We start from the raw sequence: 13844 nt of genomic DNA on the forward strand, positions 1-13844 counted from the left end.
GCCGCAGCAGCTGCTGAGCCCGCCGCGCGCCTTCGTGGGCCGCACGACGGAGCTGGCGCGGCTGGACGAGGCCGGCGCGGTGGTGGTCGTGTCCGGCGCGGGCGGCATCGGCAAGACCTGGCTGGCGCTGCACTGGGCGCACCGCGACGCCCACCGCTTCCCCGACGGGCAGCTGTACGTCAACCTGCGGGGCTTCGACCCGTCTGGACAGCCCGTGAGCCCGGAACGGGCACTGCGCGGGTTCCTGGAGGGCCTCGGCGTGTCGTCCACGGCCGTGCCGAGCGAGGTGGAGTCGCAGGCGGCGCTGTACCGGAGCCTGCTGGCCGGCCGCCGCATGCTGGTGCTGCTGGACAACGCCGCCGATTCCGCGCAGGTGGTGCCGCTGCTTCCCGGCTCGACCAGCACGGTCATCGTGACCAGCCGGGATCAGCTCACGGGCCTCGTCGCCTCGCACGGCGCGCGCCGCCTCACCGTGGACACGCTGCCGCCGCGGGATGCCCGAGCACTGCTGGCCGCGCGCATCGGCGCGGACCGCGTGGCCGCCGAGCGTGACGCCGTGACCGAACTGGTGGACAGCTGCGCCGGCATGCCGCTGGCGCTGAGCATCGTCGCCGGCCGCGCGCAGGCGTACCCCGCGTTCCCGCTCGCGGCGCTGGCCGCCGAGCTGCGTGAGGCCCGGCTCAACGCCTTGGACGAAGACGACCCACTGGCCAGCGTGCGTGCCGTGCTGTCGTGGTCGACCGACGCCCTCAAGCCGCCGGAGGCGCAGCTGTTCGCGCTGCTCGGGCTCGCGCCGGGGCCGGACATCAGCGCGCAGGCGGCCGACGCGCTGATCGGGGCCGACGCCAGCCGTGCACTCCGCGCGCTGGAACGGGTGTCGCTGGTACAGCAGAACTCGCCGGGCCGCTACCGCATGCACGACCTGGTGCGACTGCACGCCGCCGAGCAGGCCAAGAGCGACCGCGACGCGGCGCTGGACCGCCTGATCGGCTACTACACGCACGGCGCCTACGCGGTGGAGCGCGCGCTGTTCCCGCACCGCGCGCTGCCGGTGCTCGCGCCCGTGCCAGAGGGACCGATCGCCTACGCGCCGCCGGACGACGATGCTGCGTGGGCGTGGTTCCACGCCGAGCACGCGTGCCTGGCCGGCACCGCGCGACTGGCGATGCGGCGCGGCCAGTATGCCGTCGTGTGGCAGCTGGCCTGGTTCCTGGCGCCGCTGCGTTGGCGGCAGGGCTACCTGGACGACGACTTCGACGGGTGGCGGCTCGCGCTGGCCGCCGCGGAACACATCGACGACACCGCCGTCCGCGCCCACGCCTCGCGCGGGTTGGGCCGCGCCTGCGTGCAGTTCCACCAGATCGACGAGGGCATCGGTCACCTGCAACGGGCGCTGGACCTGTTGGCCGACACCGATCTCGCGCTCGAACGGGCGATCGTGCACAGCGCCACGGCCAACGCGTACTCCACGGGCCGGCGCTACGCGGAGGCGCTGCCCCACGCCCGGCAGGCCCTCGCCCTGCTGGAGCCGCTCGGCCAGCCGGTGCTCACGGCCCAGGCCCGCAGCCAGGTGGGCGAGACCCTGGTCCGGCTGCGCGAGAACGAGGCCGGCCGGGCGCTGCTGGAGCAGGCGGTCACGGTCTTCCGTGAGCACGGCGACGTGGACAGCGAGGCGATCACGCTGTCCAACATCGCCATCAGCCTGGACCAGAGCGGCCGACCGGCCGAGGCGCTCGCGCTGTTCGCGACCTGCCGCGGGCTGTACACGACGAGCGGCAACCACTATCACCTGGCCGACACGCTGGACCGCAGCGGCGACATCCTGCTGGCGTTCGGGGACATCGACGCCGCGGCCGAGTGCTGGCGGGAGGCGGTCGTGCTGTTCGCCACCACCCACCAGCGCGAGTTCGCCGAGCGGATCAAGGGCAAGCTGACCGATCTCAGCTGACCGCCGCCGGTTCGGCCAGCGGCACTCCTCTGCGCAGATCGGCGCGGTCGAGCCAGCTCAGCACCCAGGTGGTCATGGTGGTGGTGATCAGCGCGACCAGCACCAGCACGGTGAACAGCTCCGAGTTGACGATGCCGGCCGACAGGCCCACGTTCAGCGCGATCAGCTGCATCAGGCCGCGGGCGTTCATCAGCGCGCCGATCCGGCTGGCCACCGGCCCCGGCTCGCCCAGCGCCCGGGCCGCGGCCCAGCAGCCGCCGAACTTGCCGCCGATCGCCACCACCACGCAGACCGCGGCGAAGATCAGCAGGGCCGGGTCGGTGAACAGACCGAACTTGGTGTTCAGGCCGGAGTAGGTGAAGAACAGCGGCACGAACACGATCCGGATCACCGGACCGATGGTCTCCACGACCTTCTCGGACGTCTCGGTGCGCGGCATGGCCATGCCGACGCAGAACGCCCCGAACACCGCGTACAGGCCGATCTCGCCGGTGAACCAGGCCCCGGCGAACAGCACCGCGACGGTGACCATCAGCCGAACCTCGTTCGACAGCTTGGGTGTGCCCAGGGCCCAGGCCAGCAGCCGTCGCACCACGGTGGCCATCAGCACGCCGAAGATCACCACGCCGATCACCGCCACCAGCAGCGGCTCGGCCCGCCCCGAGGACAGCGCCAGCACGAGGGCCAGCAGGATCCAGGCCACCACGTCGTCGATCGCGCCGCAGGCCAGCGCGATGGAGCCGTGCCGGGTGGCCGAGATGCCGCGCTCGGTGATGATCCGGGCCAGCATCGGGAAGGCGGTGATGGCCAGCGCCACGCCGACGAACAGTGCCGCCACGAACGGGGGCACGCCGGGCTTGAAGATGTTCACGCTGCCGTTGGCGGCGAAGGTGATGCCCACGCCGAGGGCCAGCGGCCCGACGATGCCGGCGATCGACACGACCGTGGCGGTGCGGCCCGCCTTGGGCGGCCGGTTGGTCATGAACTCGTGGCCCGCCTGGTACATCAGGCCGACCAGGCCGATCTGGCCGGCCACGTTGAGCACCGGCCGCAGCGCCTCCGGGAACAGGAATTCCTCCGTGCCCGGGCTGATCAGGCCGAGCAGCGACGGCCCCAGCAGCACGCCGGCGATCATCTCGCCGACCACCGCGGGCTGGCCCACCTTGCCCATCAGGTAGGAAACCAGCCGGCAGAACAACAGTATGACCACGACCGCGATGAAGAATTTCGACGCGAACTCGCTCATGCTCCCCCCTCGAAGTAGTTCCCGCACATGCGCCGGCGACGAGCGTCCCAGACCATGTACGTGCCGAGCACCAACTGCGTGAGACTTCTGGTGATGTCCTCGCGACGGTCCCGCCGACGCATGCGCGCCAACGGTTCCCGCAGCGAAGTCTCGGTTTTCCGGTCGACCAGCAGGCACGGCCCGCGGTGCGGGATCGACCTGGTGTGACTCACCGAGGACGCCAAGGCGAAGCGCCGCAGCACTTCCCGCGCCACCGCCCGCATGCTCACCGGCGCGACCCCGCGGGCCGGGCAGGCCCGGTTGGCGGTGACGCCGAACGGGATGAAGGTGGTGTCCTTGGGCGACAGGTGTTCCCAGCGGTCCGGGTCGAACTGCTCGGGGCGTTCGAAGCCGCTGTTCTGGTAGGCCGCGTAGTTGAACAGCAGCACAGATCCACTGTGGACCGTCGTGCCGCTGACCCGGATGTCCTCGGTGGTGATCCGGTGCGCGATGCCGAACAGCGGAAACGCCCGCAGCGCCTCGTTGATCACCCGGTCCAGGTAGTCGTCGTCCGCGGGCTCGCGGACCAGCCGGTCCTGCACCTTCTCGTGCTGCGCCACCGCGAGCAGCAGGTGGGTCATGGCCTCGGACATCTGCACCACGGCCGTGTTGAAGAACGCGCCCTGCAGATACCAGGCCTTCTCGTCCCGGGTGAACAGTTCCGGCAGCTCGACCGGCACGTCGTCGATGCGCCGCCGCAGGTAGTCGGTGAGCCGGTCGCGGGTGCGCATGTGCCGCAGGCCGGTCGCCTTCAGCGAGGTGACGACGTCGTCGGCGTTGGCCACGATCAGGTTGCGAGCGTGTCGTGGGCACGACTCCTGGAACACCAGCTCGTAGTAGACCTCGGCCCAGATCGGCATCATCAGGTCACGCAGCCGGACTTCGGTCATCTCCTTGCGGGGCAACTCGTCCAGCACTCTGGCCGCGCAGCGCCGGGAGAGCTCCTCGATCTGCGGCTTCGGCACGGCCAGCACGTGACGGGAGGTGCGCGCGGCCTGGTCGTAGCGGGGACCGGCCTCCAGGTGTTCCTGGTGCACCTGCGGTCCCGGCGCCAGCCAGTACCAGAACAGGTCCGACAGGCCCGCGCCCTCGCTGCGGCCATGGGCGGCCGGGCTGGCGTAGAGCTCACGGAAGGCCGCCGCGTCGAACCGCTCGCTCGGCACCGGAATGCCCTCTTCCCCGTTCACCCGGGCGAAGATCCGCTCCCGCAACGCGACGACCTTGGCGGTGATCACCGCCTCCACCCCTCGCGAGTCCCGCTCCGGGGCAGCCATGTGTTGAGTTCATGACTGCCCGAGCGCGGGACACGCGGGCTACGGCGGACCAGGTTGGCGTCGAGCTCGGGGAGGGTCTTGGCGCCGAGCAGGGCCATCGCCGTGGTCAGCTCCTCCCGGAACTCGTCCAGCACGGCCCGCACCCCGTCGGCGCCGCCGGCGGCCAGTCCCCAGACCGCGGGCCGGCCGATGCCGACGGCGTCCGCGCCGAGGGCAAGCGCTTTCACCACGTCGATGCCCCGCCGCACGCCGCCGTCCACGATCAACGGCACCCGCCCCCGCACGGCGGCGGCGATCTCCGGCAGCACGTCGATCGTCGCCGGCACGGTGTCCAGCTGGCGGCCGCCATGGTTGGAAACCATGATCGCGTCCACCCGGTGCTCGACGGCCAGCGCGGCGTCGGCCGGATGCAGGACTCCCTTGAGCACCAACGGCAACGACGTGAGCTGCCGCAGCCAGGCGATATGCTCCCACGACAGGCCCGCGAACATCTCGATCGACCGGGCGGTCCCGCTGTCGTCGACCATGTTCTCGCAGCGCAGGCCCTCGGGCAGGTCGTGGAAACCGTTGCGGCGGTCCCGATCCCGGATGCCGAAGGCCGGCGAGTCGGCGGTGACCACCAGCGCCCGGCAGCCGGCCGACTCCGCCCGCTTCACCAGGTGCTCGGTGAAGGCCAGGTCGGACTGCATGTACAGCTGGAACCACAGCGTCGCCCCGGCCCGGGCGATGCGTTCCACGGCCGTGGTCGCCGCCATGGAGACGATCATCACGACACCGCAGGAGGCGGCGGCGCGAGCCGTCGCCACCTCGCCGTCGACGTGGGCGAGCCGGTGGAAAGCCGTGGGCGACAACACGATCGGCAGCCGACTGCGCATGCCGAGCAGCATCGTCGTCGGATCCGGCTCGCCCACCGCCCGCAGCACCCGTGGCAGCAGTTCCAGCTCCGAGTACGCGGCGGTGTTCGACCGCAGCGTCGACTCCTCGCCGGCCCCGCCGGCGAAGAAGTCGTAGTGCGCGTCCGGAAGCCGTTGCCGGGCAAGGGCCTCGAAGTCGGCCGCGCTCATGTTAGCTGTGCCGCCAAGAACTTGACCAACGGCTCCACGTGAGCCGCCGGCTTGTCCCACTCGTTCTCCAGGTTCTCGGCCACATGGTGCTCGCCGAGCTGCTCGCCGCCGCGCCAGTGCCGGATCACCGGGTGCAGGTAGGCGGCGTCGAAAGCGGCCCCGGCGTCGTTCTGCCTGGTGCGCTTGACCGTGATGTCGAAAGGGTCGACCTTGTCGTGGTCCGGCCCGTACTCCAGGGTGACGACGAAGGTGTCCTTGCCCTGCCCGAAGTTCTGGTCGTGCACGAAGCCGACCGGCAGCTCCTCGTAGTAGCGGGCGGTGTCGCCGTCGGCCACCACCACGTCGCCGATCACGTCGAACTGCTGCCACAGCGCGGAAGAGCGGTTCACGCGAGCCAGGATCGCCGCGGTGATCGCCTCCGGCGTGCCGGCGTGCTCGGTGCCGGGCCACTCCACGCCGTGGTACTTGCGCTCCAGGATCCGGTGCAGCGCGCGGACTCCGTAGCGGAAGCCGTGGATGAAGCCGCTGGTGCCGTGCTTGAAGTCGCGCTGCTGGGTGATCGTGCCGGCGAAGTGCAGGCCCGGCACCGAGCTCGACTCGAACTCGCTGGTCTGCTCGGGGAAGCGGTCGTCGATGACCATCTTCGGCGCGGCCCCGCCGATGTACGGCTCGGCGTCGAAGCGGAAGCCGGTCGCGCAGATCACCCGGTCGTAGTAGATCTCCTTCACGATCTCGTCGGCCCGCACGAAGCTGAACGCCACTCGGTAGCCCTGGCCGTCGCGCTCGATCTTCAGCACGGCGCCGTCGAGGATGGCGTTCTGCGACTTGAGCTGGTAGGTGTCGAGGAAGTTGTTGTTGACAGCCCGCAGATGGCCGACGTAGTGCGTCTTCCAGGCCAGCTTGACGCCGGTGCGGGCGGCCACGTGGATCACCGCGGCCGTCGGGATCAGGTTCTCCGCGGTCTCGAACGCGGAGTTGCCGGCGCCGATGATCAGCACCCGCTGGTTGACGAAGTCACGCCGGTCCACCGACACCGTGGCGTACTGCTCGGCCAGCTCGATGCCCTCGATGGGCGGCACGTTGGGCCGCTGCGCGACGCCGGTGGCCGACACGACCCGGCGGGCCCGGTAGGTGACGCCGTGCTCGTCGGTGGCGACGAAGTCCCCGTCCCGGTCCACGCTGGTGATCCGCGTGCCGTAGGCGATGCGCAGCTCCGAGGCCTTGGCGAAGTCCTCCAGGTAGCGCACGTACTCGCGGGCCGGCGGGAAGTACTCGTCGGTGTACCTGGTGAACAGCAGGTCCGGATCGTCGGACAGCACCGAGTTCCAGTCCATCCGCAGGTTGAACTCCGGGTCGTCGGAGCCGGTGTGGGGCTTGTTGCTGGAGATCAGCGTGCGGTGGCGGGGAAAAACCGTGAACGAGGTGCCCGCGCCCGGCCCGGCCTCGACGATCAGGTACGCCCGGCCGGCTTCCTTGAGGTGGCGGCCCATCTGCAGGCCCGCGGGCCCGGCGCCGATGACCAGGTAGTCGAGGATCTCGTCGGACACGGTCGTGCCTCCACAGGGACTCGGGCGGCGGCCAGCCCGCGCAGCCTGACCCCCGTTGTTCAAAAAAAGATCAGAGAAACGGCCGCCGTGTCCGGAAGTTGGCCCAATTCCCCGGTGGCAAACCGGTTTCACGGTTGACAGGTGTTCACATGTTGGGACATGGCGGGCCGATTTTCCAACGTTGACCGGCATGCCCGGTACTGCCTGACTAGAGTCAGAGAAATGGACGCAGGTGTGGTGGCGACGGTCCGGCGGTTCAGCCGCACGGTCACACAGCGGTTCGGCGCGCTCAACGAGCACTACCTCGGTGGCGCGCGACCGCTGGGCGAAGCGCGGCTGCTGTGGGAGATCGGTGACGGCCGTGACCTCCGGACGCTGCGCGCGACGCTGGGTCTGGACTCCGGCTACCTGAGCCGGCTGCTGCGCTCGTTGGAGGCCGACGGTCTCGTGACCGTGCAGGCCGACGCCGCCGACCGCCGGGTGCGAGTGGCCCGCCTGACCACCGCCGGCAAGCGCGAGCGGCGCGCCCTGGACCGCCGCAGCGACGGCGTCGCCGAGGCTGTCCTGGCCCCGCTGTCTCCGCGCCAGCGGGAACGCCTCGTGGCCGCGATGGCCGAAGTGTCGCAGTTGCTACGCGTCGGGATGGTCGAGGTCGAGGCCGTCGACCCCGGCCATCCCGACGTGCTGCCCTGCTTCCAGGCCTACTTCGCCGACCTTGCCGTGTTGTTCGAGGACGGCTTCTCGCCGGACGCCGTCCTCCAGCCGGCGATCGAGGTCGTGCTGCTGGCCCGGCTCGGTGAGGCAACCGTTGGCTGCGTTGCCTTGTACGAGCCGGAGCCTGGTGTGTGGGAGTTGAAGCGCATGTGGGTGGACTCCTCCGCCCGTGGGCTCGGCCTCGGCCGGCGGCTACTCGCCGAGGCGGAAGCCCTTGCGCGGCAACGAGGTGCTTCGGCGATGCGGCTGGACACGAACCGGTCGCTGACCGGGGCCATCGCGCTGTACCGGTCGGCCGGGTTCGAGGAGGTGCCGCCGTTCAACGCCGAGCCGCACGCCCATCACTGGTTCCACAAGGCTTTGTAGCCGCCGAAGTGCGCGGTCAGCACGCCTTCGCCGCCGGTCAGCCCGGGCAGCAGGCGTTGGAACTCCCGTAGCCGGGCCGTGGGCAGCACCGCCTCGATCACCGCCGTTCCGTTGCCCAGCAAAGGCGTCCGCGGCAGGCCGTCGTGCTTGGTCAGGGTGGACAGCACCATGGTCAGCGACTCCTCGGGAACCTCCAGCTCGATCTCCTCCAGCGGCTCGCACACCACGGTTCCCGCTTGCCGCAACGCCTTGGTCAGCACCAGCGGAGTGAGGTCGCGGAAGTCCGCCGCCACGCTGACCGGGCTGCAATATCCCGTGTGGGTCAACGTGACCACGCAGTCCTGGATCGGCCAGCCGTGCAGACCTTCTTGGAGCGTCGCGTTGACCGTGTCCTCGATGGCGGTGAGGAACGCCGCCGGCAGTGATCCACGCTCGGCCTCCAGTCGGAAAGCGGCGGCTTCGCCGGGCTCGACCCGCAGCCCGATCGTCGCCCAGTGCACCGTCTCCCCCATGCTGATCAGCCCGTGTCCCGTGCCGGCGACACGCTCGACGCAGGCCACCCGTGGCGGAGAGAACTCCGCTGTGACATCGAATTCCTCGGCCAGTCGGGCCGCGATCACCTCGCGCTGCACCTCGCCGTAGAGGGAGACGACGAGGCTGCCGTGGCGGGGGCCGCGTCGCACGTCGATCAGCGGATCCTGGTCGGCCAGCCGGCTCAGGCCGTCGAACAGCCGGGCCGGGGATTCGGCCGTCACCACGGTTTCCATGGTCGGCAGGCGGAATCGGTGCCGGCCGTCGGCCGCGTGCACGCCGAGCCGGTCGCCGACCCGCAGGCCCGGAAGTCCCGTGATGCGGGCGATCCCGCCGGCCGGGATCCGCGCCTGCTCACCGTCGACGTCCCTCACGCCCGTGGCGACACCGGATTCCGTGACCAGAACGCCGGATCGGTCGCGGCGGGCGAAGGTGACCCGGTCACGCGTGGCCAGAGAGCCCGTGAACAGCCGGGCCACCGCGGACCGGCCCTTGTCGTGTTCCACCGCGAACACCACGCCGTCCAACTCGCCGCTGGTGTCCGGATCGACGGACGGCAACAGGTCCACGATCGCCTTGCGCAGGGCCGCAATACCGACTCCGGTGACCGCCGAGCCGAACAGCACCGGATGCACGAGTCCCCGCCGGGCTTGCGCCTGGAGTTCGCGGCGCAGCAGCGCCGGGTCGATGCCGTCCACATAGGACTCCAAAGCGGCGTCGCTGTGCTCGGCCAGCACCTCGGCCAGCTCCAGGTCGGGATCGAGGTCGACGACGTCCGCCGACTTCGTGCCGAGATCCACCGGGCGGTTCAGGGCAATCGCGCCGGGAGTGAGCTTTCGCCGGATGTCCTGGAGCAGGTCCCTGTGCCGAGCGCCGACCCGGTCGATCTTGTTCACGAACAGGATCGTGGGCACGCCGGCCGATTTCAGGGTGCGCATGAGCACCCGGGTGTGGGCCTGCACACCCTCCACCGCCGACAGCACCAGGATCGCGCCGTCCAGCACGCCCAGCGCGCGTTCCACCTCGGCCACGAAGTCCGTGTGGCCGGGCGTGTCGATGAGGTGCACGCGGCGGTCGGCCAGGGTGAAGGCGGCGACGGCCGAGCGGATCGTGATCCCCCGGCGGCGCTCCAGGTCCATGCCGTCGGTGGTGGTGTCCCCGTCGTCGACGGAGCCGAGGCGCTCGATGGCGCCCGAGTCGAACAGAAGTCGTTCGGTGAGGCTGGTCTTACCGGCGTCGACGTGCGCGACGACACCGAGATTGAGCATCCGCATGCGAGAAGGCGTCCTTGGGTGCGAGTGGGCGACGGCGGATGGGGCCTGTCGTCACTCGGCGCACGGAACCTCCCAGGTAGCGGAGTCCGGACGCTAACAGCCGATGTGTTCGATCGCATCCGATTTTGTAGGCTGGCCGCATGGAGCAACGGGTTTTGGGCCGCACCGGTCGTCAGGTGTCCGTCGTCGGGCTGGGCACGTGGCAGCTCGGCGCCGACTGGGGTTCGGTCGACGAGGGCGACGCGCTGGCCGTGCTGGCCGCTTCCGTCGAGGCCGGCGTCACCTTCTTCGACACCGCCGACGTGTACGGCGACGGGCGCAGCGAGCAGCTCATCGGCCGCTTCCTGCGGGAGAATCCCGACTCCGGCGTGGTCGTGGCGACCAAGATGGGGCGTCGGCAGGCGCAGGAGGTCGAGCGCTACAACCTGGACAACTTCCGCGCGTGGAACGACCGCTCGCGGGCCAACCTGGGCGTGGACACCCTGGACCTGGTCCAGCTGCACTGCCCGCCCACCGTCACCTACTCCACCGATCGCGTGTTCGACGCACTGGACACGATGGTCGAGGAGGGCCGGATCGCTTCTTACGGCGTGAGCGTCGAAACTGTCGACGAGGCCCTCGCCGCCATCGCCCGCGAGCATGTCGCCAGCGTGCAGATCATTCTCAACGCCTTCCGCCTCAAGCCCCTGGAGCGGGTCCTGCCGGCCGCTCTCGACGCCGGCGTGGGCATCATCGCCCGCGTCCCACTCGCCTCGGGCCTGCTGTCCGGCCGCTACACCCACGACTCCGTCTTCGCTGCCGACGACCACCGCAACTACAACCGCCGCGGCGAGTCCTTCGACGTCGGCGAGACCTTCTCGGGCGTCGACTACGACACCGGCGTCGAGGCCGCCGTGGAGTTCTCCGCCCTCGTCCCCGCCGGCACCACCCCGGCCCAGGCCGCCCTGCGCTGGATCATCCAGCAGCCCGGCGTCACCACCGTCATCCCCGGCGCGCGCAACGTCGCCCAGGCCGAGGCCAACGCCGCCGCGGCCTCGGTTCCCGAGCTGGACGCCGACACCCTCAAGGCCATCGCCGAGCTCTACGACCGCCGCATCCGGCCCCAGGTGCACGACCGCTGGTGAGGACGACTCAGAACAGGGCCTTCCTTGTCGGCCGTCACCCCTTGACTCTGACACCGTGTGAGGGCGTAGACCTGGGACCGTGAACTTCGCGACGCAGAGCCGATTCTCCGATCCCGGCCGGCATGGCGACTGGCTGGACGACACGCCCGCCGACATCGCCGCGCTGCGGGACATCGCCTCCGGCCTGGTGTTCCACCACTGGGCCGGCGGCGATCCCACGGCCCATGGCTTCGAGCCGTCCCGCCTGGCCGAGGTCGACCTCCGCTACGCCGAGGCGATGCTCGGTCGCCTCCGGGAGCTCGATCCCACCCTTTCGGGCGCCCCTCGCCGCCCCACCGACCGCATTCTCGGCTGTTGCCGCGACTTCACCCTGCTGTACGTCACCCTCCTTCGCCACCACCGCATCCCCGCCCGCACCCGGGTCGGCTTCGCCGACTACCTGCTGGCGGACTGGCACCTCGACCACGTCGTCGCCGAGGTCTGGGACGGTTCTCGGTGGCGGCTGGTCGACCCCCAGTTCCCCGCCGACAACGCCCTGCCCGTCGACGTCCTCGACGTCCCCCGCGACCGTTTCCTCGTCGCCCCCGACGCCTGGCGCGCGCTGCGCTCCGGGGTCCTGGATCCTTCCCGCGTCGTCGTCGCCCCCGACCTGGTCGAGCCCTTCCTGCGCGGTCTCCCCTACGCCCGCCACAACCTGGCCCTCGACATCGCCGCCCTCAACCAGCACGAGATGCTGCTGTGGGACATCTGGGGCGGCATGAACCTCGACCCGACCGTCAGCCCGTCCGACGCCTCCCGCGCCGACGAGCTCGCGGCCCTCGCCCCGTCCGCCCTCCAGGCCGCCTTCGCCGACGACGACCTGCGTGTTCCCCCGGTGATCCAGTCCCTCAGCCCGACCACCCACACCCTGGCCGAGGTCTCCCTGCGGTCCTGATCGGACGGTGTGCCCGCGACAGCTGTTCGACACCGACACAGGGTGATGCCGGCGCCGAACCGACGAGCCGCGTGGCGGCATCGGCTCGCTCAGCAGTACTTCATCGACGAGATCTTGTCGTTGATCCAGCTCAACCCGGCCCCACCGGGATGTCGAAGTGGAGGGCGGGGAGTTCGGCCACTTCAAGGCGATCCGCCCCCGCGCGCAGGTCGTCACGTTCGAACCGACGGACCCGTTCGCACGGGTGATGCAGCGTGCGTCTTCGGAGCTGTGGCGCGGGCCTCGCAGACGCCTCACCGCCGGCCGAGCATCTACCGTGGGGCTATGAGGATTCTGCTGGTGGGTGCGACGGGCAAGCTGGGCACGGCGGTGCACGAGGAACTGGCGGCACGCAAGCACGAGGTGGTGACGGTGGCCCGCAGCGGCGGCGACCTCCGGTACGACATCACGGATCCGGCGCAGGTCGCGGACATGTACGGCCAGGTGGGCCAGGTGGACGCGGTGGCGTTCACGGCGGGCACGACGCCGTTCAAGCCGATCGAAGAGCTGACGCTGGAGGACTACCAGGCGGCGCTGACGGGTAAGGCGCTGGCCCAGGTGAACCTGGTGCGCGAGGGCCTGGGCCACGTGGCCCCGCGCGGATCGTTCACGCTGATCACGGGCATCCTGGCCCGCGAGCCGATCCGCACGGGGGCGGCGGCGTCGCTGGCCAACGGCGCGCTGGAGGCGTTCGTCCGGGCGGCGGCGATCGAGATCGCGCCGCGGCGGATCAACGCGGTGAGCCCGAACGTGTTCACCGAGGCGCTGGACGGCTACGGCGAGTTCTTCCCGGGCATGGGCTCGGTGTCGCTGGCCGACGTGGCCCAGGCCTACGTCCGATCGGTCGAAGGCCCGCAGACGGGCCAGGTCTACGCGCTCTGACCGTCCACACGGGACGCCTGCACCAGGTAGCCGTGGCCGACGCCGGGGGTGCCCCGGGGAACCTCGGGGTATCCCCACCGCTCGTACGAACTGCCGACGGCGTCGAACAGGGACGTCTCACACGACCAGCCGTCGAGCAGCGACTCGGGCTCGTCGGTGCCGAACCGCCAGGTCATGCCCAGGCCGGCGAACCGCTCCAGCATGGGCCGCATCGGCGCACTGTCCAGAAGGGACTGACCGACGAAGTCGATGAGCAACCGGCTGCCGGGCGCCGACAGCTCGGTGATGCCGTCGATCAGCCGGCGGACGTCCTCGGCGGTCAGGTACTGGACCAGCCCCTCCACGGTCCATACCGTCGGCCGTGACGCGTCGAACCCGGCGTCCAGAAGGGCGGGCGCCCACGAGGCGGCCAGGTCGACGCCGACGCCGTGGCGCTCGCCCAGAGGCGGCGCGGCGATGAGCTCATCCTTGAGCCGCAACACCTCCGGTCGATCCAGCTCGTACACGACGGCGTCCCGCAGCACGTCGAGCCGATAGGCCCGGGAGTCCATGCCGGCGGCGACGATCACCAACTGCTCGGGACGCAGCGCAGTGAGCCGGTCGTCGAGGAACCTCGTCCGCACGGCGATGGTGGAGTTCTCGCCGAACTCCACCATCAGTCGGCGGCCGACGTCGCCGGCCAGGCGGTCGGCGAAGGGATCCACGAACAGGTGATCGGGGCGCCGGGACTCCAGCGCACGCAGCGCCGCGGTCAGCCGGCCGGTGAGGGCGACCTGGTCGAGTTCGTTCATGGCCCCGAGCCTGCCGTCACGAGACCGAACGAGCCACTGTCAGCGGCATCCCTGACGGAATCCGAAGTACG

Annotated in this window: 11 protein-coding genes; 5 read left to right on the forward strand and 6 right to left on the reverse strand. The window is 70.7% G+C overall.

Going from position 1 to position 13844, the window contains the following annotated elements; all coding sequences use genetic code 11:
* On the forward strand, positions 1–1948 hold a 1948-nt coding region (locus KUTG_RS13110; RefSeq protein ID WP_043717081.1), incomplete at its 5' end, for an ATP-binding protein.
* Here the strand turns inward: KUTG_RS13110 and KUTG_RS13115 are convergent.
* Genes KUTG_RS13115 through KUTG_RS13130 form a run of 4 tightly spaced genes read right to left on the reverse strand, consistent with a single transcriptional unit; the run spans position 1941 to position 7118 of the window.
* Positions 1941–3194: a cation:proton antiporter gene (locus KUTG_RS13115; protein WP_043717082.1), complete on the reverse strand. Its 1254-nt coding sequence runs from the start codon at positions 3192–3194 to the stop codon at positions 1941–1943. The genes KUTG_RS13110 and KUTG_RS13115 overlap by 8 nt on opposite strands.
* Positions 3191–4507, reverse strand: a complete 1317-nt coding sequence (locus KUTG_RS13120) for a cytochrome P450 (protein ID WP_052394415.1) — start codon at positions 4505–4507, stop codon at positions 3191–3193. The genes KUTG_RS13115 and KUTG_RS13120 overlap by 4 nt, the downstream gene beginning before the upstream one ends.
* Positions 4465–5571: an alpha-hydroxy acid oxidase gene (locus KUTG_RS13125; protein ID WP_063753516.1), complete on the reverse strand. Its 1107-nt coding sequence runs from the start codon at positions 5569–5571 to the stop codon at positions 4465–4467. Before KUTG_RS13125 ends, KUTG_RS13120 begins: the two co-directional genes overlap by 43 nt.
* Positions 5568–7118 carry an NAD(P)-binding domain-containing protein gene (locus KUTG_RS13130; RefSeq protein ID WP_255360872.1) on the reverse strand — a complete coding sequence of 517 codons (1551 nt, stop codon included), beginning with the start codon at positions 7116–7118 and terminating at the stop codon, positions 5568–5570. Before KUTG_RS13130 ends, KUTG_RS13125 begins: the two co-directional genes overlap by 4 nt.
* A gap of 222 nt (positions 7119–7340) precedes the next feature.
* On the opposite strand from KUTG_RS13130, the gene KUTG_RS13135 reads away from it, so the two are divergent.
* A complete protein-coding gene (locus tag KUTG_RS13135) occupies positions 7341–8198 on the forward strand; it encodes a bifunctional helix-turn-helix transcriptional regulator/GNAT family N-acetyltransferase (RefSeq protein ID WP_043717085.1) in 858 nt (285 codons plus the stop codon).
* Here the strand turns inward: KUTG_RS13135 and KUTG_RS13140 are convergent.
* Entirely contained in the window at positions 8174–10003 is a 1830-nt protein-coding gene (locus KUTG_RS13140) for an elongation factor G (protein WP_052394416.1), read from the reverse strand. The genes KUTG_RS13135 and KUTG_RS13140 overlap by 25 nt on opposite strands.
* A 140-nt stretch (positions 10004–10143) precedes the next feature.
* Here KUTG_RS13140 and KUTG_RS13145 point away from each other — a divergent pair, with 140 nt between their 5' ends.
* From KUTG_RS13145 to KUTG_RS13155, 3 genes are all read left to right on the forward strand, one after another.
* On the forward strand, positions 10144–11127 hold the full coding sequence (locus KUTG_RS13145) for an aldo/keto reductase (protein WP_043717087.1): 984 nt from the start codon (positions 10144–10146) through the stop codon (positions 11125–11127).
* Between the two features lie 79 nt (positions 11128–11206).
* Positions 11207–12061, forward strand: coding sequence for a transglutaminase-like domain-containing protein (locus KUTG_RS13150; protein ID WP_043717089.1), 855 nt, complete (start codon positions 11207–11209; stop codon positions 12059–12061).
* Between the two features lie 324 nt (positions 12062–12385).
* Complete coding sequence (locus KUTG_RS13155) at positions 12386–12982, forward strand: short chain dehydrogenase (RefSeq protein ID WP_043717090.1); 597 nt, start codon at positions 12386–12388, stop codon at positions 12980–12982.
* Here KUTG_RS13155 and KUTG_RS13160 read toward each other — a convergent pair.
* A complete protein-coding gene (locus KUTG_RS13160) occupies positions 12970–13773 on the reverse strand; it encodes an SAM-dependent methyltransferase (RefSeq protein ID WP_043717091.1) in 804 nt (267 codons plus the stop codon). The two genes, KUTG_RS13155 and KUTG_RS13160, sit on opposite strands and share 13 nt — an antisense overlap.
* Positions 13774–13844 lie beyond the last annotated feature (71 nt).

The organism is Kutzneria sp. 744 (assembly GCF_000568255.1).
Lineage (GTDB): Bacteria > Actinomycetota > Actinomycetes > Mycobacteriales > Pseudonocardiaceae > Kutzneria.

Coding starts and splice junctions, on each gene's coding strand:
- KUTG_RS13125 (WP_063753516.1), bottom strand. CDS start 5,571: ATGAGCGCGGCCGACTTCGAGGCCCTTGCCCGGCAACGGCTTCCGGAC.
- KUTG_RS13115 (WP_043717082.1), bottom strand. CDS start 3,194: ATGAGCGAGTTCGCGTCGAAATTCTTCATCGCGGTCGTGGTCATACTG.
- KUTG_RS13120 (WP_052394415.1), bottom strand. CDS start 4,507: ATGGCTGCCCCGGAGCGGGACTCGCGAGGGGTGGAGGCGGTGATCACC.
- KUTG_RS13135 (WP_043717085.1), top strand. CDS start 7,341: ATGGACGCAGGTGTGGTGGCGACGGTCCGGCGGTTCAGCCGCACGGTC.
- KUTG_RS13155 (WP_043717090.1), top strand. CDS start 12,386: ATGAGGATTCTGCTGGTGGGTGCGACGGGCAAGCTGGGCACGGCGGTG.
- KUTG_RS13145 (WP_043717087.1), top strand. CDS start 10,144: ATGGAGCAACGGGTTTTGGGCCGCACCGGTCGTCAGGTGTCCGTCGTC.
- KUTG_RS13140 (WP_052394416.1), bottom strand. CDS start 10,003: ATGCGGATGCTCAATCTCGGTGTCGTCGCGCACGTCGACGCCGGTAAG.
- KUTG_RS13160 (WP_043717091.1), bottom strand. CDS start 13,773: ATGAACGAACTCGACCAGGTCGCCCTCACCGGCCGGCTGACCGCGGCG.